The organism is Pseudocitrobacter corydidari, from assembly GCF_021172065.1.
Lineage (GTDB): Bacteria > Pseudomonadota > Gammaproteobacteria > Enterobacterales > Enterobacteriaceae > Pseudocitrobacter > Pseudocitrobacter corydidari.
On sequence record NZ_CP087880.1, the window covers coordinates 3,160,148 to 3,181,832 of the forward strand.

The window sequence follows — 21,685 nt, forward strand, 5'->3', positions numbered from 1 at the left end:
CAGATAAGCGCAGCGCCATCAGGCACTTAACGCCTTAGTAGCTGCTTGCGCTTTTACCGTCGCCGTGGCCGAGTGCTTTCAGCAGGCTCGCCAGCAGGCTGGATGCGCCGAAACGGTAGTGGCGGGAATCCGCCCAGTCTGCGCCGAACAGTTCGTCGGCAATCGCCAGGAACTGCTGTGCGTCTTCCGCACTGCGTACGCCGCCCGCCGGTTTGAAGCCAACGGTTTTAGATACGCCCATATCACGGATCACTTCCATCATGATGCGCGCGCTTTCCGGGGTGGCGTTAACCGGCACTTTACCGGTAGAGGTTTTGATGAAGTCCGCACCAGCTTTGATGGAAATTTCAGAGGCTTTACGAATCAGCGCTTCTTCTTTCAGTTCGCCGGTTTCGATAATCACTTTCAGCAGTACGTTTGCCGCTGCACAGGCGTCTTTACAGGCTTTCACCAGGTCGAAGCCGACCTGTTCATTACCGGCGATCAGCGCGCGGTATGGGAACACCACGTCAACTTCGTCAGCACCGTAGGCGATTGCCGCACGGGTTTCCGCCAGCGCAATATCGATGTCGTCGTTACCGTGCGGGAAGTTGGTGACGGTGGCGATGCGGATATCCGGCGTGCCCTGTTCGTTCAGGGTTTTACGCGCAATCGGGATAAAACGCGGGTAGATGCAGACCGCTGCCGTGTTGCCGACCGGAGTTTTCGCCTGATGACACAGCGCGATGACTTTCGCGTCAGTGTCGTCTTCGTTCAGGGTGGTCAGGTCCATCAGTTTTAATGCACGCAGGCTGCTTGCCGTTAAATCAGTCATTTTGTTCTCCGACTTTAAAATTTCACCTTGCGGGTATGTGACTATTGTAACACCGACCCGCACTCACACTTCGACACTCATCACAGTTAATGAAACACATCTAAAAGTTTGCATAACCATAATGAGACATTAATCAAACTTCTCACTCTTTCAGCGCAAGAAAACACGTGGTTCGCCGTATGGGATCAAAAGATCGCTACGCGCTTTTTCCTACACTTCGCCCATCTCTCGCCTGAGGAACACCCCATGCCAACATCAACCTCTTCATCGGTGCTGCAACAGTGCCAGAAAATTGTGACAAGCCCTGTTTTAAGCCCGGAACAGAAACGCCATTTTCTGGCGCTGGAGGCGGAAAACGCACTGCCTTACCCGGCGCTGACGCCCGCTGCACAAGCCGCGCTGGCGGAGGGCGTTATCTGCGATATGTTCGAAGGTCATGCCCCTTATAAACCGCGTTACGTGCTGCCGGACTACGCGCGTTTTCTGGCAAACGGTTCAGAATGGCTGGAGCTGGAAGGCGCTCAGGATTTAGACGATGCGCTCTCTTTGCTCACCATTCTTTATCACCACGTTCCTTCCGTCACCGCCATGCCGGTGTTCCTCGGTCATCTTGATGCGCTTCTGATGCCGTATGTTAGAATTCTAACACAAGAAGAAATCAATAGCCGAATAAAACGTTTCTGGCGCTATCTCGATCGCACGCTCCCGGACGCCTTCACACATGTGAATATTGGCCCCGCCGACACACCAATAACGCGCGCCATTCTTCGCGCAGACGCTGAACTGAAGCAGGTCGCACCGAATCTCACCTTTATCTACGATCCGGAAATCACCCCAGACGATCTGATGCTGGAAGTCAGCAAAAATATCTGCGAGTGCAGCAAACCCCACATCGCCAACGGCCCATTAAATGATAATATTTTCACAAAAGCTCACTATGGCATCGTGAGCTGTTACAACAGCCTGCCGATGGCGGGCGGCGGCAGTACGCTGGTACGCCTCAATTTGCAGGAGGTGGCGAAGCGCAGTCACTCCACGGATGATTTCTTCACCCGCGCGTTGCCGCACTACTGCCAGCAACAAATCGACATCATTGACGCCCGCTGCGCCTTCCTCTATGAGCAATCGCACTTCTTTGATCATAGCTTCCTGGTGGCAGAAGGTCTGATCGACCCCGATCGTTTTGTGCCCATGTTTGGCATCTATTCTCTCGCCGAGGCGGTCAATATCCTGTGTGAGAAAGACGATCTTAGCGCCCACTATGGCAAAGATCCTCAGGCCAACGCGCTGGGTTACCGCATCAGTGAACAACTCGCAGATTTTGTGGCGAACACACCTGTGCGTTACGGCTGGCAGCAGCGTGCAATGCTGCATGCGCAATCGGGGATCAGCTCCGATATCGGCACCACGCCGGGCGCGCGTCTGCCCTACGGCGATGAGCCCGATCCGGTGAGTCATCTGCTGGCGGTTGCACCGCATCACGCGCATTATCCGGCAGGGATCAGCGATATCCTGACGCTCGATGAAACGGTAAAACGTAACCCGCAGGCGGTGATGCAGCTTTGCCTCGGGGCGTTCAGGGTCGGCATGCGCGAGTTCAGCGCTAACGTCAGCGGTAACGATCTGGTGCGCGTCACGGGCTACATGGTGCGCTTGTCGGATCTGGAAAAGTACCGCGCCGACGGTTCACGCACCAATACCACCTGGCTGGGTGAGGAAGCCGCGCGCAATACGCGCATTCTGGAACGCCAACCGCGAGTGGTCAGCCATGAACAGCAGATGCGCTTTAGTCAGTAAAATCATCCCCTTCTCGTGCGTGGATGGGCCGGGCAGCCGCCTGGCCCTGTTCCTGCAAGGGTGTAATCTGCGCTGTAAAAACTGCCATAACCCGTGGACGATGGGCCGTTGTAACGATTGTGGCGAATGCGTGCCGCACTGTCCGCACGCTGCGCTCTCCATTCAGGGTGGGCGCGTTTACTGGCAGGAGGACGCCTGTCAGCAGTGCGACACCTGCCTGCAAATGTGCCCGCAGCAGGCAACGCCGATGGCCCAGCTCTGGAGCATGGAACACATTCTCCAGCAGATTACCCGCGCCGCACCGTTTATTGAGGGCGTCACCGTCAGCGGCGGCGAGGCCACCACGCAGTTACCGTTTGTCTGCGCGCTGTTTGAACAGATTCGCCAGTCGCCCGCCCTGCGCCATCTCACCTGCATGGTCGACAGCAACGGCGAGTTGTCTAGCGCGGGTTGGGAAAAATTGCGCCCGCTGTGTGACGGCGTGATGGTCGATTTAAAAGCCTGGGGTGAAACCATGCATCAGGCGCTGACCGGGCGAAGCAATCAACGCATCAAGGCGAGCATTCGCTGGCTGGCAGAGCGTGGCTTACTGGCGGAATTGCGTTTGCTGGTGATCCCGCAGCAAAGCGATTATCTGCAAGAGATAGAGGCGTTAAGCGCGTTTATTCGTGAACTGGGAGAGGTGCCGGTGCGGCTGAATGCGTTTCATGCGTATGGCGTGTACGGCGAAGCAAAAACGTGGCGTAGCGCCGGGCCAGACGACATTGAAGCGCTGGCGCAGGCGCTGCGGGCCAGAGGGATAACGCAGATTATCCCGCCGGCGCTTTACTTATAGCGCGAGGAATACCCCGGCGATGGTAGCGCTCATCAGGTTCGAGAGCGTCCCCGCCGCTACCGCGCGCAGGCCAAGCTGGGCGATATCCTGGCGACGGCTCGGTGCCATGCCGCCCAATCCGCCAATCAGAATGGCAATTGACGACAGGTTGGCAAAGCCGCACAGGGCAAACGAAATAATCGCCTTTGAATGCGCAGAAATGACCTGTAACCCGGCGGCGGCCACTTCGGCATCCGGCTTCAGGTATGCGCCGAAGTTCATATAAGCCACGAATTCGTTAATGATCAGTTTCTGGCCGATAAACGACCCCGCCACCGTTGCTTCGCTCCACGGCACACCAATCACCCACGCCAGCGGCGAGAAGACCCAGCCGAGGATCATTTGCAGCGACAGCTCCGGATGGTTAAACCAGCCGCCAATCCCGGAGAGCATGCCGTTCAGCAGGGCAATCAGGGCGATAAACGCCAGCAGCATTGCGCCGACGTTCAACGCCAGTTGCATACCCGATGCAGCACCAGACGCCGCAGCATCCAGCACGTTTGCCGGGGCATCCGGGTTATCCGTTTCGGCTTCCAGGTTCGGCGAGTCGTGCGGTTTTTCCGTTTCCGGCACAATGATTTTCGCGAACAGCAGGCCGCCCGGTGCCGCCATGAACGACGCAGCAATCAGGTACTCCAGCGGCACGCCCATCTGCGCGTAGCCTGCCAGAACCGAACCGGCCACCGACGCCAGGCCGCCGCACATTACCGCGAACAGTTCAGAACGCGTCATGGTAGCAATATACGGACGCACCACCAGCGGCGCTTCGGTTTGCCCGACGAAAATATTCGCCGTCGCGGAGAGCGATTCCGTACGGGACGTTTTCAGCACCGCACGCAGCGCGCCGCCCAGAATACGGATCACAAACTGCATAATGCCGAGGTAGTAAAGCACGGCAATCAGCGAGGAGAAGAAGACGATAACCGGCAGTACGCGCAACGCGAAAACAAAACCGCCGCCGCCGAAGACTTCAAACATTTTGTCCGATACCAGCCCGCCAAACAGGAAGCCGATACCTTCGTTACCGTAGGCGATGACGTTCGCCACGCCTTCGGACATCGCCAGCAGCACCTTACGGCCAGCGGGAACATAAAGGATAAGCGCACCAATTCCGACCTGAATCAGCCAGGCACCCAGCACGGTTCGGAGATTGATCGCTCGACGATTATTGGAGAGAAGTAAGGCAATGGCCAGCAGAACCACCATGCCGATGAGTCCCATGAGGATTTGCATACAGAGTCCCTGTGTATTGAAACGTTGAAAATGACGCAACTTAACGCGCCACGATTATAACGTTCCGTCACTATCCTTCTCGCGTGACATCACATATTTTACGCAAGACTCAGAGAGTAAAAGTTAATAATGAGACTCAAATCACACCAGTTGTTAACAAATCAGAAAAAGAGCTGGTGGCTGTTGCACCACAGCGCTTCCGCTATGTCTGCCGGAGATTCATCGCGTAGTGTGCACAGTTCATGAAAGATCTGCGCCACGCGTTCCGGACGGTTGGGCTGGCCCTGATAACCGTTTAACGGCATATCCGGCGCGTCTGTTTCTAGCAGTAATGCGCTGAGCGGAAGTTGCGCCATGACAGCGCGCGTTTTGCTGGCGCGCGGATAGGTGATGGTGCCGCCGACGCCAATCTTATAACCCAGTTCAACAAACCGCACCGCCTGTTGCAGGCTACCGGAAAAACCATGCACCACGCCGGTTCGCGGTAGCGCATGACGTTTCAGGTGCATCGCCAGTTTGTCATGGGTACGACGTGAATGCAGAATGACCGGTAAATCATAGTGTTTTGCCAGTTGTAGCTGCGCATCCAGCAGGCGCTGCTGGCGTTCAAACTGCGGGTCTTCACGATAGAGATCGAGACCAATCTCGCCGACGGCAATCAGTTTTTCCGGCTTTGACGCCAGTACCGTCTCCAGTGCTTCCAGGCTTCTGTCATCATGATTTTCAATGACACCAGGATGCAGACCCAGCGCGGCATACAGCGCCGTATGCCGGGAGGCCAGCGAGAGCACCGTATCAAAACGCAATGCCTCTGTTGCCGGAACAATGATTTTTTCAACGCCCGCCTGCGCGGCCTGCGCCAGGCTTGACGTTTCATCACCAGTGAACGGCGGAAAATCAAAGTGACAATGGGTGTCGATAAAACGAAAGGTCATGCGGTTTTCTCCGGCAACGTGCAGCGTTTCAGTGTACCCCATTTGGTTTATGGTTTTGTAGGCCGGATAAGGCGGTACGCCGCCATCCGGCAGTTGCGCCGAACTGCGCCTGATGGCGCTACGCTTATCAGGCCTACGGTTCCTTGAATCCTGTGAATTCACCAACCAGCAATTGCGGCTGATGATCTACGCTATTTGTAGGCCGGATAAGGCGGTACGCCGCCATCCGGCAGCCGCGCCGAACTGTGCCTGATGGCGCTGCGCTTATCAGGCCTACGGTTCCTTGAATCCTGTGAACTCACCAACCAGCAATTGCGGCTGATGATCTACGCTATTTGTAGGCCGGACAAGGCGGTACGCCGCCATCCGGCAGTTGCGCCGAACTGCGCCTGATGGCGCTGCGCTTATCAGGCCTACGGTTCCTTGAATCCTGTGAACTCACCAATCAGCATTGTGGCTGATGATCTACGCTATTTGTAGGCCGGATAAGGCGGTACGCCGCCATCCGGCAGCTGCGCCGAACTGTGCCTGATGGCGCTGCGCTTATCAGGCCTACGGTTCCTTGAATCCTGTGAACTCACCAACCAGCAATTGCGGCTGATGATCTACGCTATTTGTAGGCCGGATAAGGCGGTACGCCGCCATCCGGCAGCCGCGCATAAACGACAAAAGCCAGTCCGAAGACTGGCTTTGTAAATTGTCTGTATCAGACGCTACGGACGTCTGCGGCCCATAAACAGGCTGACCAGGAACAGGATGATACCGACGATAAATACAATTTTCGCCGCACCTGCTGCGGTACCTGCTAACCCACCAAAGCCCAGTGCAGCGGCAATTAACGCGATAACCAGAAAGATAATGCCCCAACGAAACATACGATTCTCCTTTACCATAGTTAATGTCACCGCTTCTCAACGCACTCAGGCGACACCAGCGATATTAAAAATTAAAAGTACATCAATATTTTCCTGAGCTGCCCTTACGGCGTTTTCAGGTCGTTTTCTACGCTTTTCACGCCGTCAATGGCCTTCGCGATGCTTTCCGCGCGTTCCACCTGCGCTTTAGATTCAACCGTACCGGTCAGCGTCACGACGCCATCGGTGGTCTCAACTTTCACTTTGCGTGACGGAACAATGTCATCAGCCAGAAGTTTAGCTTTCACTTCGCTGGTGGTTGCCGCATCGCCCGCATAACCTTTCATGCTGTCGGCTTTGCCTTCACGAATGGTCAGTTTGTTCTCGACGCTGCTCACGCCTTCAACCCCTTTCGCCAGGGAGGTGGCCTGATCGGACTGAGACTGGTTATCAACGGTACCGCTTAAGATCACCACTTTATTCTCGGTTTTTACCGAAATATCGGTGCTCTTAATCGCATCATGATCAACCAGCGCCGCTTTCACTTTCGCGGTGATTGCACTGTCATCCATGAAGTTGCCGACTTTATTCATCGAACTGTCAACTTTCTGTCCTGCTTCAGAGGCCGCATTGCTTTCAGCCATTGCAGAACCGCTCATCACCGCAGAGCCCAGAATGACGGCCAGCAACGTTTTTCCCATTTTCATCTTAGTCATCATCATATCTCCTTGTATTGCCCGGTTTTTGCGCACCCGGCTCCATGGCCGTTATGCTGCTGAGGACGACACCCGTCCTCCTGGTGAGTCGGTTATCCCCGACCGGTTTATGGTTTTTCATACTGAGATGAGAATATTTGATGGGTTAATGCGCTAATATTCTTAAATTACAAAGTGCATTAAACCAGCAACTTGCTCATCACTCTGTTAAATATAGAACACTCTCGGCAACTTGCAGGCGTAATCGTTTAAAAAACCAGCAAAATGGGTGAGATAGGGGTGCAATTAAGAACTTTCCGCAGTCGGGAAAAGTGAGGGGAAAAACGCGGAAGCACGGCGCTGGCCGTGCTTCCTGGGGGAATTAGTGCTCGCGAGTTTTGCGGAACTCGACATCAGGGTAACGTTCCTGCGTCAGGTTCAGGTTAACCATGGTTGGGGCGATATAGGTCAGATTATCGCCACCATCCAGCGCCAGCTGAATTTCGTTCTTACGTTTAAACTCTTCGAATTTCTTAACGTCTTTGCCTTCCACCCAACGGGCAGTGGCGACGTTTACTGATTCGTAAATCGCTTCAACGTTGTATTCGCTTTTCAGGCGCGCCACAACCACGTCGAACTGCAGCACACCCACCGCGCCGACGATCAAATCATTGTTGGCAATCGGACGGAACACCTGCACCGCGCCCTCTTCTGAAAGCTGTACCAGCCCTTTAAGCAGCTGCTTTTGCTTCAGAGGATCGCGCAGACGAATACGACGGAACAGTTCCGGCGCGAAGTTCGGAATACCGGTGAACTTCATCATTTCGCCCTGGGTGAAGGTGTCGCCAATCTGAATGGTGCCGTGGTTGTGCAAACCAATGATGTCGCCAGGATACGCTTCTTCTACGTGAGAACGGTCGCCCGCCATAAAGGTCAGCGCATCAGAAATGACCACGTCTTTACCGATACGCACCTGACGCAGCTTCATGCCTTTCTCATACTTACCCGAAACAACACGCATGAACGCCACGCGGTCACGGTGTTTCGGGTCCATATTGGCCTGAATTTTGAAGACGAAGCCAGTGAACTTCTCTTCCGCTGCAACCACTTCGCGGGTGTCGGTTTTACGCGGCATCGGCGCGGGTGCCCATTCGACCAGGCCATCCAGCATGTGGTCTACGCCGAAGTTACCCAACGCGGTACCGAAGAATACCGGCGTGATTTCACCGGCCAGGAACAGCTCTTCATCGAACTCGTTCGATGCGCCCTGTACCAGCTCCAGTTCATCACGCAGTTGCTGCGCCAGATCTTCACCGACAGCGGCATCCAGTTCCGGGTTATTCAGCCCTTTCACGATGCGCACTTCCTGAATGGTGTGGCCTTTACCGGTCTGATAAAGATAGGTTTCGTCTTTATAAAGATGGTAAACACCTTTGAACAGCTTGCCGCAGCCAATCGGCCAGGTGATCGGCGCGCAGCCGATTTTCAGCTCGTTTTCCACTTCATCCAGCAGCTCCATCGGGTCGCGGATGTCACGGTCGAGTTTGTTCATAAAGGTGAGGATCGGCGTATCGCGCAGACGCGTAACTTCCATCAGCTTACGGGTACGATCTTCGACACCTTTCGCGGCATCGATAACCATCAGGCAGCAGTCGACCGCCGTCAGGGTACGGTAGGTATCTTCCGAGAAGTCTTCGTGCCCTGGGGTGTCCAGCAGGTTCACCAGGCAATCGTGATACGGGAACTGCATCACCGACGTGGTGATAGAAATACCACGCTGTTTTTCCATCTCCATCCAGTCAGATTTCGCATGCTGGCTGGAGCCACGGCCTTTTACCGTACCCGCAGTCTGAATCGCCTGTCCGAACAGGAGAACCTTTTCGGTAATCGTCGTTTTACCGGCATCCGGGTGGGAAATAATGGCAAAAGTGCGGCGCTTCGCCACCTCTTGCAAATAAGGAGACAACGTCATAATGGGATCTTCTTTCCAGGCGCAGCAAAGCGCTGCGCACGTTAAATACGAAAAATTGCGGCTATTTTACCCATCAAAGGGGGACAGGCAATCACTGTTTACACAGGAGTAACTCCAGTTCGCTTAATGACGAAACGGTATAGTCGGGTTTGATGCCTTCCGGCAGCGGCTGCTGGTGCGCATTCAGCCAGCAGGTAGACCATCCCGCGTTCATGCCGCCGAGGATATCCGACGCGGCGGTATCACCGACCATTAATATGCGCGAAGGGTCCGGGTTACCGGCTAATTCTCGTGCGTGATCGAAAATGCGGCGGTCAGGTTTAGCGACGCCGACCTCTTCAGAAATTATCAGCAAATCAAAGTGATCGCGAAAACCGGTGCGCTCAAGGCGAATCTGCTGCAACGACGTGAAACCGTTGGTGATGATCCCCATTTTCACTTTGCCTTTCAGCGCGTTGATAAGCGAGGCCGCACCCGGCAGCGGCGCGCAGATTTCCGCCATTGCATTCATAAACGCGTCGTTCAGCTCTTCCGGCGGTACGCTAAGCTGCTCACCCCATCCAACAAAACGCTGGCGCTGAAGCTGCAACGAGGTGATTGCCCCGTTCTGGTAATCCACCCACAACGGTTTGTTTACAGCCTGGTAGTCCTGAAAATCTTCGGCGGTAAAGGTCACGCTATAGTCGAGAAACATCCGCTGTAAGCCGCTGAAAGAATCAAACGTAAACAACGTTTCGTCGGCGTCAAAGAAAATCCAGTCCCACTTCATCGTATCACCTTGTTTTACTTACATACTGAGCGGCAAAGCCATCACAATCGCATCTTCATGCCCGTCAACCGTCGGGTAGTAATTGCGGCGAATCGTCGCTTCGTTAAAACCTAAACTCTCGTAGAGCGCAATGGCGGGCGCATTCGAGGCGCGCACTTCCAGCCATAGCGTGGTGACGCCCCGCTTCTCGACGTCGTCAATCACGCGTTCCAGTAACTCACGCCCCAACCCACGACGTTGATAAGCGGGATCGACTGCAATATTGAATAACGTCGCTTCATCCAGCACCACCTGCGTGATAGCGAAGGCAGCCAGTTCATTACCAACGGTTAACTTCAGGTTCAGGTATCGCTCGCCCTGATTGCTGACGAAGGTTTTTTCGCTCCACGGAAAGGCGTGGGCGCGTTTTTCAATCTGCCAGGCTGCGGGTAAATCAGTCGTGCTGAGGGTAGAAATCGTGTTCATGTGCGCAAATTTGTTGCCAAAGCGCGGCGCGTGCTGGCGCGCTGGCTTTTAATTCATTAAAGGCAGGCGTTGAGACCTGAGCCCCTTCCAGCGATACGGGCTCATCGTTGCCAAGACGCCAGCAGTTGCAGCGTTTCCCCTGCGGCAGCATCGCCACTTTTTCAGGCGTAAGTTGCAGGACGCGGTCTGGCGTAAGCTGCAACGCGCGCAGTACATCGCTAATAAGCGGTTCCGTCAGCAACGGCAGATCATCGGCGACCATCACCAGTTGGATATGTTCCGGTAGCGAAATCGCAATCTCCCCCTGCAACGCCGTCGGGCGCCTAAGAGACCACTGGGTGATGCCCAACTGTTGTAATTGCCAGTCTCGCCGGGATGTCATGTGAAACGCTCCTGTCTATCAAGGGCGCAAATATAGCAAACTCAGCGAAAGTGCGCCAATTACGCGCTCGTGCGCAAACAACAGTGTATAATCGCCGCCACGTTTAACGAAGGAGCTTTTCATGTCTGCTTTTACCCCGGCAAGTGAAGTCTTGCTGCGCCACAGTGATGATTTCGAACAAAGCCGTATTCTGTTTGCCGGAGATTTGCAGGATGACCTGCCTGCCCGCCTCGACACGGCACTCAGCCGCGCCCATACCCAGCAATTCCACCACTGGCAGGTATTGAGCCAGCAAATGGGCGAAAATGTGCGCTACAGTCTGGTGGCTGAAGCGGCAGACGTCGCCGACTGCGACACGCTTATTTATTACTGGCCGAAGAACAAGCCAGAAGCCCAGTTCCAGTTGATGAATATTCTGTCACTGCTGCCGCTCGGTACCGATATTTTTGTGGTCGGTGAAAACCGTAGCGGCGTGCGCAGCGCCGAACAAATGCTGGCGGATTACGCGCCGCTGAACAAAGTCGACAGCGCACGTCGCTGCGGCCTGTATCATGGTCGTCTGGAAAAACAGACCACTTTTGATGTGGAAAAACAGTGGGGCGAGTATCAGCTCGACGGCCTGACCATCAAAACGCTGCCGGGCGTATTTAGCCGCGATGGGCTGGACGTGGGCAGTCAACTGCTGCTCTCCACCCTGACACCGCACACTAAAGGTAAAGTGCTGGATGTCGGCTGCGGCGCGGGCGTGTTAGCCTCGACGCTTGCCAGCCATTCGCCAAAAGTACGTTTAACCCTGTGCGACGTGAGCGCACCAGCGGTCGAAGCCAGTCGCGCCACGCTTGCGGCAAACGGCTTTGAAGGCGAAGTCTTTGCCAGCAACGTCTTCTCCGAAGTGAAAGGTCGCTTCGATATGATTATCTCCAACCCGCCGTTCCACGATGGTCTGCAAACCAGCCTCGATGCCGCGCAAACGCTGATTCGTACCGCCGTGCGTCACCTGAACAGCGGCGGCGAGCTGCGCATTGTGGCGAACGCCTTCCTGCCGTACCCGGCGATCCTCGACGAAACCTTTGGTTTCCACGAAGTTATCGCGCAGACCGGCCGCTTCAAGGTGTATCGCGCCATCATGACCCGCCAGGCGAAGAAAGCCTAATCAGTACCGCCTTATCAGGCCTACGGGATCGGTAGGCCTGATAAGCGAAGCGCCATCAGGCGCCGTTCGCGCAGAATAATCGCCGTTTTTTGCAGCAATCGCGCGACATCCAATAATTAACTATTGACGTCAAGCTGAAAATCTCTAGAATGCGCCTCCGTGGTAACGATACTTTTTACGGTATCGATGGTATGCGAAGGTGGCGGAATTGGTAGACGCGCTAGCTTCAGGTGTTAGTGTCCTTTCGGACGTGGGGGTTCAAGTCCCCCCCCTCGCACCATAAACCACGTTATATCGCTCGCACTGTGCGAAGGTGGCGGAATTGGTAGACGCGCTAGCTTCAGGTGTTAGTGTTCTTACGGACGTGGGGGTTCAAGTCCCCCCCCTCGCACCACGAGGGCGATATAAACAACGAGATATCTGTGCGAAGGTGGCGGAATTGGTAGACGCGCTAGCTTCAGGTGTTAGTGTCCTTACGGACGTGGGGGTTCAAGTCCCCCCCCTCGCACCAGTCCTCGTTCTCCCCTCTGAGTAACTTCCCTGTTTTTCCTCATTATTTAATATTCATCACAATCAGCATTAAACCGCTTATCAGCGCAACGCATGACGGCAGCAACACGTAATGTCGCCATTGTCGATGCCAGATCATTACGCAGCTCAGCAACATACCGACGGCAATAATCCCGCGCCAGGCGTCCATCGATAGGCCAATCAGGCCAAGAGCAAAAATCGCCATTCCCGAGATCAGCACGCCCCAGCCACTGCCCAACGTTCTCATCAACATGGTTTTATCTCTCAAATCGATAATGATAACTAATATCATATGATAATTTTTATCATTTGAGAACTCCATGAATTGATAACTTTCGCTTACGAATAATGACACGACGGTTGTAAGGTGATAAATTGTGCGCCCGTAAACTTCCCCCTCTTAATTCCTGGGGTTTGCGTGCACTTCTTGCATGTTCTAATTTGTCTTGTTCACAGCTGGCGACCTTCTCTTAATAACCAGAAGATTAATAACGATCTCTTATGACAGTACAATCCTGGCGGTCTTTGCACAGCAAAAAGTATCAGCTCACGCTGAGGCTCTTCCTTTTTCTCAATCTGGTGTCGTCGCTATTTTCGTTATTGAACCCTATCTATAAAGTTCATGCGTTTACGCTGCCCATCGCGTTTATTTTAGGTATAAGTAGCGCCCTGCTGCTCTGGCACTGGCTGAATGCAGAGCGAAAAATTTATCTTCCGGTAATTTCAGTTATTTTTGGCTGTTTATGGGCCTGGCACATCATGATAAAAATGCCGGGCACGCATCCGGGCGAAGTTAATTTCTTAATCGTTGTCCTGCTCAACGTATTGTTCATTGGCACCATCGCCTTTTCGAATAATATCGTAGCGTTCCTGCTGCACTCATTGCCGGTATTTATCATCTGTCTGCTGTTCAGTGGCAGTGAACAATGGGCAAGGATGGCATTCTGCCTTGCGCTGCCCATTGTTGGCATTAGCATCCAGCATCTGATTGAAAAGCGTAACGATGCCTTTGCCCAGAGCCTGATGCACAAGCTGCTGGCAGAGCGGGAAACGCTGAATGATTTAAGTATGCTCGACCCCTTAACCGGGCTGTATAACCGCCGTGGCTTCCAGCACCGTTTCGCCACGCTGATGTCGCTGGCACCGGAAGGTCATTATGTCCTGCTGCTGGATATCGACCATTTCAAAGCCTATAACGATCACTATGGTCATATGATGGGCGATCAGGCGCTGATTCAGGTTTCCGCAGCGGTGCGCGATGCCGTGCGCTCACGCGATATTGTGACCCGCTTCGGCGGCGAAGAGTTCGTTGTCCTGCTGGCAAACAGCAATGCGGATAGCGCCCAACTTGCCGCAGAGCGTATCCGCCAGAAAGTGTACGATCTTAAAATTCCACACATCCTCAACGCCAGCGTGGCAACCAACGTGACCATCAGTATTGGCATTGCTCCACTTGAGGGCGAAGAGATTGATAAATCGCTGGAAAATGCCGATAAAGCCCTCTACGAAGCCAAACGCCTGGGTCGAAATAACATTCTCACCAGCGACGCCCTTGCGCAGTACTAACCTCACAACCTGAGCGTAGGGAATACAAAACTCCTTGCGCTCGGTTTTATCTATAGCTAGGATTGGCAATCATTATCATTTAGATTTGTATCCAGCGAATTCTATGGCCTACCGTTCCGCACCGATTGCAGAGGATATTATCTGGCGCGCGCCGCTTCCGACACGTAAGCGACCGCTGGCTGACTCCGTGCGCGACAAAATTGCCGAACAGCGCCCGCATATGCTGGAGTGCTTCAAACTTGATGAGCCACACCCTGCGCAAGCCAAAACCCTGGCGGAGTGGATGCGGCCCACAGAGCTCAGTTCGCTGCTGGCGCTCTATTCCGATCACATCTACCGTAACCAGCCAACCATGACGCGGGAGAATAAACCGCTGATCTCGTTGTGGGCGCAATGGTATATCGGCCTGATGGTGCCGCCGCTGATGCTGGCGCTGCTGACGGAAGACGCCGCGCTTGACCTCTCGCCGGAGCATTTTCACGTTGAATTTCATGAAACAGGCCGTGCCGCCTGCTTCTGGGTCGATGTGCAGGAAGATGCGCGTGCCAGCCAGTCTTCGCCGTCACATCGCATGGAAATGCTGATTAAACAGGCGTTGATCCCGGTTGTTGAGACCCTGGAAGCCACGGGCGACATTAACGGAAAACTTATCTGGAGCAATACCGGTTATCTGATTAACTGGTATCTGGGCGAGATGAAAACCTTACTGGGCGAGGAACAGGTTAACAGCCTTCGCCAACAATTCTTCTTTGCGAAAACCCTTTCCTGCGGCCTGGACAACCCGCTATGGCGCACCGTTGTGCCGCGCGATGGGTTGCTGGTTCGCCGTACTTGCTGTCAGCGTTACCGCCTGCCGGATGTGCAGCAATGCGGTGACTGCACGCTGAAATAATCGAACGCGAATTGCCTGATGGCGCTACGCTTATCAGGCCTACGAGATATTTAGCCGTAGGCCGGGTAAACGCAGCGCCACCCGGCAACGTGACCAACTCAACCGTTACGCAACCTGCTGGCTCTCTTCAGCCGCACGCTGTGCTTCTTCCTCTTCCTGCGCCAGCAGCTGTTTCTCATACACCTTGAAGAACGGGTAGTAGATGATGGCGGATACGCAGGCCAGCAGCACCACCAGAATCGCCGCGCGGAAATCCCAGCCTAGCGCCCATGCGCCGCCAATCGGCGCGGGAGCCGTCCACGGAACAACTGAGATAACGCGGCCAATGAGGTCCAGTTTCATTGCCGCCCAGGCCAGAACGGCGTTAACCATTGGCGCTAACAGGAACGGAATAAAGAACACCGGGTTCATTACGATTGGCGTACCGAAAATCACCGGTTCGTTGATGTTGAACAGGCTCGGCACCACGCTCAGACGGCCAATAGAACGCAGGTGCGCTGAACGGCTACGCAGGTAGCAGAACACCAGCCCCATGGTCGCCCCCGAACCGCCAATCACGATAAAGAAAGTCCAGAATGCTTCCATAAAGATATGTGGCAGCGGCGCGCTCTGCGCCAGCGCGGTTTGGTTCAGGCCAAGGTTAGTCAGCCAGAACATTTGCAGCATTCCGGAGACAATCGCCGCCCCGTGAATGCCCGCAAACCACAGCAGGTGACCAATCAGCACGGCGAGCAGAATCGCCGGCAGGGAGTCTGCCGCAGACACCAGCGGTTTAAACAGCGACATAATCGCTTGTGGGATCAGCATACCAAACTGGCTCTGAATCAGCAGGCTCAGCGGGTAAAGGGTCAGCACCACCACCAGCACCGGAATCAGCAGGTCGAACGAGTTTTTGATCATCGGCGGCACCTGATCCGGCAGGCGGATACCGATGTTGTGCGCTTTCAAGAAACGCATCAGTTCAACGCAATAAATCGCCACCAGAATGGCGGTGAAAATCCCGGTGCCGCCGAGGCTATCAACCGGCAACGTGCCGTTGCTTTTCGGCGCAGCCACCAGCAGGAACGCCATAATAGACAACATGGCGCACATAAATGGATCAAGCTGGTGGGATTTTTCGTAATGTTTGCCAAGGTTATAAGAGATCGCCGCGCAGATGTAGATGGACATAATGCCCATGGTCATATCAAACGGTGTCAGAATACGACCTTCAAACTCTTTCGCTAAATCTAACCACGCGCGGGCAAAGCCCCAGGTGGTATCCGGCGAAAACGGCGGATAGGCAAACACCAGTAAGAACGAGCCGACAATCATAAACGGCATCGCAGAGATAAAGCCGTCACGGATTGCCATCACGTGACGTTGCGAGGAAATACGTCCGGCAACGGGGCTGACGTAGTTTTCCACAAACCGGAAAATCAAATTAAACGCAGTGTGACCAGCAGACATAGCAGCCCTCCTGACAGGCTTGAGACGTAAGCACAGCAACAACGATTTTGCCGCTCTACAAACGCGTGTTACGCGACGCGTCGTACAGGGCTGTTATTATTTGGATACACCTAAGTGACACCCACAGTTTTAATCTCCTCTCAACAGAACTGCAACCGGTTACTGTAACCGGTTGCAGTGATTGTGAAGGAGATCCAGAAAACGCGGTTTTATCCGATTCCCATCAGGCAAATATTTACAGGATTCGAGGCTTGTGACAGATTTAACGCCACAATTTTTCAGGAGATGCCAATGAGCCTGCAATCTGTGCGGCAATTCTTCGCCGAACACGCCCCCGATATTGAAATCATTGAATTAGGGCAGAGCACCGCTACCGTCGCTCTTGCCGCCGCAGCCCACCATGTTGAGCCGGGTCAAATAGCCAAAACGCTGTCGCTGAAAGTTAAAGACCAGGTCATTCTGATCGTGGCGAAAGGCGATGCCCGACTGGATAACAAAAAACTTAAAGCCACCTTTGGCGCCAAAGCACGCATGCTAAGCAGCGATGAAGTGGTGACGCTAACCGGCCACCCGGTCGGCGGCGTATGCCCGTTTGGCCTGGAAAACCCGCTCGCCGTTTATTGCGATGTGTCTTTGCAGCACTATTCTGAAGTTTTACCTGCCGCCGGCGCGACGCACAGCGCGGTGCGGATATCCCCCGAACGCATGGCGCAACTGACCGAAGCAACCTGGGTTGATGTGTGTCTTTAGCCGTCATAAACCGGAGCTTATCTGCTTGCTCCGGTATCGCCCTACAGAAAATAGGATTGATCGCTGGATAGCCCTTCCCGATCGGGCAACGACATCAGTAAATCCGCGGCGCTCAGCAAGCCAATATCGGAATTGACGCCCAGTTTCGCCATCGCATTAAATTTATGCGCGCGAATGGTTTTAATATTGCGTTCAAGCCGCGCGGCAATATCCGTCAGGGAGTAGCCACAGGTCATATACCGTAATATGGCCAGCTCGGTTGGGCTGAGAAAACGGTGATGAACGGTAATATCCCCCTCTTCCTGCGCGGGCTGCTGCGTGCCGCCGTTGCGCAAAAGTTCAAGGATCGTGCTTTTTAGCCTGGAGAGTGATTCTGCCTTGCTTACCACGCCGTTCAGCAACGTCGGAGAGAGTTGCTTGATCAGTTCGGCCTCCTGGCGATCGCTCGCCAGAATAATGCGCAGAATATCTGGCCTGCTGTTCGCAATTTCGTCCTGAATAAGCAGGCTTTCGAGGCGCAGTTCACGCGTGCCAGACAGACAGCAAATCACCGCAAAAAAATCATCGCTCAGCAGAGACTCTCTTAGCGCATCTGCCGAGTGGAAAAAATGAAATACATAGGGGCTTCTGGAAGACGCGGCTAACAAATGACGCAGGCCGACTTCCGCCATCACGCAGGGTTCGACTATAGCGACATGCTGCTTTCCGTGATGTTTTTCCATTCTGCCGGTTCTCCATATGCTGAGTAGAGATTGAGTTCCTTCATTCCCTGAGTGCTGTTGATCTAGGCATACATCTCCGCGTTGCTGCGTAATGACAAACGACGCATCGCGCTGTTCTTCTGTGCGCTGATCGTTTTATTGCTCTTTTTCAACAGCGTGGCGATTTGATTAATCCCCCATCCCTTCGCCAGCAGACGTAAAACCTTACGTTCTGACAGCGTCAGCATCACCATTTTTTCATTTTCAGCATGAATATCGTCGTAGTCCGGTGCCAGCAGCTTTTGGCTAATACGTTCCGCGGAAACACCGCCCTGACGAATCGCCATCACCACACGCTCAACGGGCTCAGAATCAGACAGCAGAGTGCTTTCCGGGCGCATCAGTAATTCAACGGCGAGGGAATAATGTGGGCGACTAACGAGGAAAACCCAGTGAATATCACGGTATTGCGACAGTAAAGCGTAAAATTGCTCGCACACATTGCGCGGCTGATGAATATCGCCAGAGAGATCGACCAGCACCAGGTCAGCCCGACGAAGCTGGAGCAGCGTAAGCTCTTCCAGCGAGTGACAAACATTCAGCTCATAATCAGGGAAATGCGCGGTCATGATCGCACTTAACCCGGATTGCATCACCGGTATCTTACTGATAACGACGCCGAACTTGCAGTATCCTTGTAACATAAAACCTCCGCATCCAATCGAAGATCCTTTTTTATGTTCACCGTTAAGGGTGTTTTGTTAAAAAATGGACCTGTTCTTCCTTGCTCCAGAAATACCTTTTTTGTCCTGACAAATTAAATCACATCAATATATTTAAATAAGAGGCGCTACGACAAAAGGTTAACAGATATAATATGTCACATTGTTTATAAAATGGTAATCCAAATGCAATTAGAAAAAATGAATAAACGTGTAAGCTATAATTAAAACATTAATTAATTATATGGTTTATTTAAATAGTATTTTATTTTTGGATTGATTTAATGCTGAAACACCCCTCACCTATAAGCGATAAAAGTGAGGGGGACAATCTTACAACGACTCTACCGCCTCATACGGCAGCCCGACGTAGTTCTCCGCAATCGTCGTCAGGCCAGCGCGTGAGCCCAGATAATACTGACGATCCGCTTCCTGCATCTTTTTATCGAATTCACTCTTATCCTGGAAATCGTGCAGCAGGTGGGTCATAAACCAGCTAAATCGCTCCCCTTTCCAGACGCGATTAAGCGCCAGTTGCGAATAGCGATCGAGCAGGTCTGCCCGTCCATGCTGGTAATACTGGCACAAAATCCGCCACAGATAATTGACGTCCGACGCCGCCAGATTTAACCCTTTCGCGCCCGTTGGCGGAACGATGTGCGCAGCATCGCCCACCAGGAACAGGCGGCCATACTGCATCGGTTCCACCACATAACTGCGTAGCGGCGCGATACTTTTCTCAAGTGAGTGACCAGTTACTAACTTCTGGCTAAGATCCTCTGGCAGGCGGCGTTTCAGCTCTTGCCAGAAGCGTTCGTCAGACCACTGCTCAACTTTTTCCGTTAGCGGTACCTGTAAATAGTAGCGACTTCGAGTTAGTGAGCGCTGACTACAAAGAACGAATCCGCGTTCGTGATGGGCGTAAATCAGTTCCGAATTCACCGGTGGCGTATCGGCCAGCATCCCTAACCAGCCGAACGGCCAGACGCTTTCATATTCCCGCAAAATTTCGCGCGGAATGGTTTGCCGCGAAACGCCGTGGAAGCCATCGCATCCGGCAACAAAATCGCAGGTAACGCGGCAGGTTTCGCCGCCTTTGGTAAAGGTGACTGTTGGGCTGTCACTTTTGATATCATCGATACGCACATCGCTCACACCATAAATAGCAGGCGCACCGCTGGACTGCCGGGCCTCCATCAGGTCACGCGTCACTTCGGTTTGCCCGTAAACCATCACGCTCTTGCCGCCGGTCAGTTCACTCAGTGGCACCGGAATGCGTTTGCCGTTAAACAAAAACTCCACGCCATGATGCACCAGCCCTTCCGCATCCATCCGTTTTGCCACGCCCGCTTCACGCAGCAGACCAACCGTGCCGCTTTCCAGAATGCCAGCCCGGATACGCCCCAACACGTAGTCCGGCGTCTGGCGCTCCAGAATCAAAGTCTGAATGCCCGCGTTATGCAGCAACTGCCCCAATAGCAGCCCTGAAGGCCCCGCGCCGATAATCACTACTTGTGTCTTCATAGGGTCGCCTCACGTCGAATAGGTTAATTATTTGTTTGTTTTATGTTTGCATAAGGTTTATTCATGCATTTTTGATAAGGGAGCGTGGGAAAAGAAGGGCAAAACCTGTTCAAAAGCTGCACTTTTCGACAATTTTCAGAAAGTGTGGCGAGCATCAAATTATCACCAGGCGAAAAACCCAGACGCCTTTTTGCACATTATTTGATCCGACACGGACTCCTGCCATCGGCGCTTCGGGTAAAAGTAAGCCATCAGGCAGTTGTACCGAGGATGCAGGATGACCACGGAAGTAGATCACAATACCCAGCGAGGCATTACGCGGCTCTGTATTCAGTGCGGCCTTTTTCTGCTTCAGCACGGCGCGGAAAGCGCGCTGGTTGATGAGCTGTCGTCACGCTTAGGCCGCGCGTTGGGAATGGACAGCGTCGAGATAGCGATATCACCGAATGCCATTGTTTTATCGACGATTAAAGACGGGCAATGTATTACCTCGACGCGTAAAAATGCCGATCGCGGCATCAACATGCACGTCGTCACGGAGATCCAGCACATCGTCATCATGGCAGAGCACAAACTGTTGGATGCGCGCGATGTCGCCAAACGCTTCACGCAAATCAAGCCCCTGCGCTATCCGCGCTGGCTAGTGGTGATGATAGTCGGCCTCTCGTGCGCCTGTTTCTGCAAACTCAACAACGGCGGATGGGATGGCGCATTCGTCACGCTCTGCGCCAGCACCATCGCGATGTATATTCGCCAGGTCCTCACCCACCGCGCGATGCACCCGCAAATCAACTTCTGTATCACCGCCTTTGCCGCCACCACCGTCTCCGGCCTGCTGCTGCGCGTTCCCGCGTTCAGCCAAACTTCCACCGTGGCGATGGCAGCCAGCGTGCTGCTGCTGGTGCCGGGCTTCCCGCTCATTAACGCCGTAGCCGACATGTTTAAGGGCCATATCAATACCGGGTTGGCGCGCTGGGCCATTGCCAGCCTGCTGACGCTCGCCACCTGCGTGGGCGTAGTAATGGCCATGACCGTTTGGGGGCTGCGCGGATGGGTATAATCGAATTTTTTCTGGCACTGGTTCAGGACATTATTCTCTCGTCCATTCCGGCGGTCGGTTTTGCGATGGTGTTCAACGTACCACACCGGGCGCTGCCGTGGTGCGCTCTGCTGGGGGCAATCGGCCACAGCTCACGTTTTGTGATGATGACCGCCGGGTTTAACATTGAGTGGGCGACGTTCCTCGCCGCGATTCTGGTGGGCAGCATCGGTATTCGCTGGTCGCGCTGGTACCTGGCGCACCCGAAGATCTTTACCGTCGCCGCCGTCATCCCCATGTTCCCTGGAATATCAGCCTATACCGCAATGATTTCGGCGGTAAAAATCAGCCATTTAGGCTACACCGAAGAGATGATGATTGCGCTCATCAGCAACTTTCTTAAGGCCTCCTCGATTGTCGGCGCGCTCTCTATCGGCCTGTCGATTCCAGGCCTGTGGCTGTATCGTAAACGCCCTCGTGTCTAATCCTCTACGCGACGGCAGCCGGGATTAAGGCTGCCGTCCCTTTCATGCTCTGTGCTACTATATGCACATTAACCTGCGGGGTC

Annotated in this window: 21 protein-coding genes, 3 tRNA genes and 1 pseudogene; 11 read left to right on the forward strand and 14 right to left on the reverse strand. The window is 53.8% G+C overall.

The genetic code is table 11. The features are described from left to right. Positions 1 to 34: 34 nt before the first annotated feature. On the reverse strand, positions 35 to 814 hold the full coding sequence (gene deoC, locus G163CM_RS14705) for a deoxyribose-phosphate aldolase (protein WP_015966024.1): 780 nt from the start codon (positions 812 to 814) through the stop codon (positions 35 to 37). Between the two features lie 246 nt (positions 815 to 1,060). On the opposite strand from deoC, the gene G163CM_RS14710 reads away from it, so the two are divergent. Both G163CM_RS14710 and G163CM_RS14715 read left to right on the forward strand, forming a co-directional pair. Then, a complete protein-coding gene (locus G163CM_RS14710) occupies positions 1,061 to 2,611 on the forward strand; it encodes a YjjI family glycine radical enzyme (protein ID WP_231825459.1) in 1,551 nt (516 codons plus the stop codon). Next, positions 2,583 to 3,446: a YjjW family glycine radical enzyme activase gene (locus tag G163CM_RS14715; RefSeq protein ID WP_231825460.1), complete on the forward strand. Its 864-nt coding sequence runs from the start codon at positions 2,583 to 2,585 to the stop codon at positions 3,444 to 3,446. Before G163CM_RS14710 ends, G163CM_RS14715 begins: the two co-directional genes overlap by 29 nt. Here the strand turns inward: G163CM_RS14715 and G163CM_RS14720 are convergent. The 8 genes from G163CM_RS14720 to G163CM_RS14755 all read right to left on the reverse strand — a co-directional run bounded on the left by G163CM_RS14720 (position 3,441) and on the right by G163CM_RS14755 (position 10,790). Further along, positions 3,441 to 4,718 carry a NupC/NupG family nucleoside CNT transporter gene (locus G163CM_RS14720; RefSeq protein WP_231825461.1) on the reverse strand — a complete coding sequence of 426 codons (1,278 nt, stop codon included), beginning with the start codon at positions 4,716 to 4,718 and terminating at the stop codon, positions 3,441 to 3,443. The two genes, G163CM_RS14715 and G163CM_RS14720, sit on opposite strands and share 6 nt — an antisense overlap. Before the next feature lie 161 nt (positions 4,719 to 4,879). Continuing rightward, entirely contained in the window at positions 4,880 to 5,653 is a 774-nt protein-coding gene (locus G163CM_RS14725; protein ID WP_231825462.1) for a TatD family hydrolase, read from the reverse strand. A 713-nt stretch (positions 5,654 to 6,366) separates the two neighbouring features. Continuing rightward, positions 6,367 to 6,528 (reverse strand): DUF1328 domain-containing protein, encoded by a 162-nt coding sequence (locus G163CM_RS14730; protein ID WP_007373037.1) that lies wholly within the window; start codon positions 6,526 to 6,528, stop codon positions 6,367 to 6,369. A gap of 104 nt (positions 6,529 to 6,632) precedes the next feature. Continuing rightward, on the reverse strand, positions 6,633 to 7,229 hold the full coding sequence (gene osmY / locus G163CM_RS14735; protein ID WP_041686325.1) for a molecular chaperone OsmY: 597 nt from the start codon (positions 7,227 to 7,229) through the stop codon (positions 6,633 to 6,635). A gap of 355 nt (positions 7,230 to 7,584) precedes the next feature. Continuing rightward, on the reverse strand, positions 7,585 to 9,174 hold the full coding sequence (gene prfC / locus G163CM_RS14740; RefSeq protein ID WP_231825463.1) for a peptide chain release factor 3: 1,590 nt from the start codon (positions 9,172 to 9,174) through the stop codon (positions 7,585 to 7,587). Positions 9,175 to 9,265: 91 nt separating this feature from the next. Beyond that, complete coding sequence (yjjG, locus tag G163CM_RS14745) at positions 9,266 to 9,943, reverse strand: pyrimidine 5'-nucleotidase (protein ID WP_231825464.1); 678 nt, start codon at positions 9,941 to 9,943, stop codon at positions 9,266 to 9,268. Between the two features lie 18 nt (positions 9,944 to 9,961). Then, positions 9,962 to 10,408, reverse strand: a complete 447-nt coding sequence (gene rimI / locus G163CM_RS14750; protein WP_231825465.1) for a ribosomal protein S18-alanine N-acetyltransferase — start codon at positions 10,406 to 10,408, stop codon at positions 9,962 to 9,964. After that, positions 10,377 to 10,790, reverse strand: a complete 414-nt coding sequence (locus G163CM_RS14755; protein ID WP_015966033.1) for a DNA polymerase III subunit psi — start codon at positions 10,788 to 10,790, stop codon at positions 10,377 to 10,379. The genes rimI and G163CM_RS14755 overlap by 32 nt, the downstream gene beginning before the upstream one ends. A 121-nt stretch (positions 10,791 to 10,911) precedes the next feature. Here G163CM_RS14755 and rsmC point away from each other — a divergent pair, with 121 nt between their 5' ends. The 4 genes from rsmC to G163CM_RS14775 all read left to right on the forward strand — a co-directional run bounded on the left by rsmC (position 10,912) and on the right by G163CM_RS14775 (position 12,454). Beyond that, the gene (gene rsmC, locus G163CM_RS14760; RefSeq protein ID WP_231825466.1) at positions 10,912 to 11,943 is read left to right on the forward strand and encodes a 16S rRNA (guanine(1207)-N(2))-methyltransferase RsmC; all 1,032 of its coding nucleotides are present in this window, start codon (positions 10,912 to 10,914) and stop codon (positions 11,941 to 11,943) included. 193 nt (positions 11,944 to 12,136) lie between these two features. Next, positions 12,137 to 12,223: transfer RNA gene (locus tag G163CM_RS14765), tRNA-Leu, on the forward strand. Positions 12,224 to 12,250: 27 nt separating this feature from the next. Continuing rightward, positions 12,251 to 12,337, forward strand: a tRNA-Leu gene (locus G163CM_RS14770). Between the two features lie 30 nt (positions 12,338 to 12,367). Then, positions 12,368 to 12,454, forward strand: a tRNA-Leu gene (locus G163CM_RS14775). A gap of 42 nt (positions 12,455 to 12,496) precedes the next feature. Here G163CM_RS14775 and G163CM_RS14780 read toward each other — a convergent pair. Beyond that, complete coding sequence (locus G163CM_RS14780) at positions 12,497 to 12,766, reverse strand: DUF1435 domain-containing protein (protein WP_231825467.1); 270 nt, start codon at positions 12,764 to 12,766, stop codon at positions 12,497 to 12,499. 209 nt (positions 12,767 to 12,975) lie between these two features. Between G163CM_RS14780 and G163CM_RS14785 the strand changes: the two genes are divergently transcribed. Next, complete coding sequence (locus tag G163CM_RS14785) at positions 12,976 to 14,040, forward strand: GGDEF domain-containing protein (RefSeq protein WP_231825468.1); 1,065 nt, start codon at positions 12,976 to 12,978, stop codon at positions 14,038 to 14,040. 103 nt (positions 14,041 to 14,143) lie between these two features. Continuing rightward, the gene (gene fhuF / locus G163CM_RS14790; protein WP_231825469.1) at positions 14,144 to 14,932 is read left to right on the forward strand and encodes a siderophore-iron reductase FhuF; all 789 of its coding nucleotides are present in this window, start codon (positions 14,144 to 14,146) and stop codon (positions 14,930 to 14,932) included. A 105-nt stretch (positions 14,933 to 15,037) separates the two neighbouring features. Here fhuF and G163CM_RS14795 read toward each other — a convergent pair whose 3' ends face one another. Next, on the reverse strand, positions 15,038 to 16,381 hold the full coding sequence (locus G163CM_RS14795) for a PTS sugar transporter subunit IIC (RefSeq protein ID WP_231825470.1): 1,344 nt from the start codon (positions 16,379 to 16,381) through the stop codon (positions 15,038 to 15,040). A gap of 291 nt (positions 16,382 to 16,672) precedes the next feature. Between G163CM_RS14795 and G163CM_RS14800 the strand changes: the two genes are divergently transcribed. Beyond that, complete coding sequence (locus G163CM_RS14800) at positions 16,673 to 17,131, forward strand: YbaK/EbsC family protein (protein WP_231825471.1); 459 nt, start codon at positions 16,673 to 16,675, stop codon at positions 17,129 to 17,131. 41 nt (positions 17,132 to 17,172) lie between these two features. Here the strand turns inward: G163CM_RS14800 and bglJ are convergent, their stop codons facing one another. The 3 genes and pseudogenes from bglJ to pobA all read right to left on the reverse strand — a co-directional run bounded on the left by bglJ (position 17,173) and on the right by pobA (position 20,078). Then, positions 17,173 to 17,853, reverse strand: coding sequence for a DNA-binding transcriptional activator BglJ (gene bglJ / locus G163CM_RS14805; RefSeq protein ID WP_231825472.1), 681 nt, complete (start codon positions 17,851 to 17,853; stop codon positions 17,173 to 17,175). Further along, positions 17,817 to 18,536: pseudogene (locus G163CM_RS14810) on the reverse strand (helix-turn-helix transcriptional regulator). Before G163CM_RS14810 ends, bglJ begins: the two are co-directional and overlap by 37 nt. 351 nt (positions 18,537 to 18,887) lie before the next feature. Beyond that, positions 18,888 to 20,078: a 4-hydroxybenzoate 3-monooxygenase gene (gene pobA / locus G163CM_RS14815; RefSeq protein WP_231825473.1), complete on the reverse strand. Its 1,191-nt coding sequence runs from the start codon at positions 20,076 to 20,078 to the stop codon at positions 18,888 to 18,890. Between the two features lie 277 nt (positions 20,079 to 20,355). Here pobA and G163CM_RS14820 point away from each other — a divergent pair, with 277 nt between their 5' ends. Together G163CM_RS14820 and G163CM_RS14825 are read left to right on the forward strand one after the other, a co-directional pair. Then, positions 20,356 to 21,138, forward strand: coding sequence for a threonine/serine exporter family protein (locus G163CM_RS14820; protein WP_231825474.1), 783 nt, complete (start codon positions 20,356 to 20,358; stop codon positions 21,136 to 21,138). Next, the gene (locus G163CM_RS14825) at positions 21,129 to 21,602 is read left to right on the forward strand and encodes a threonine/serine exporter (protein ID WP_231825475.1); all 474 of its coding nucleotides are present in this window, start codon (positions 21,129 to 21,131) and stop codon (positions 21,600 to 21,602) included. Before G163CM_RS14820 ends, G163CM_RS14825 begins: the two co-directional genes overlap by 10 nt. Positions 21,603 to 21,685: the final 83 nt, after the last annotated feature.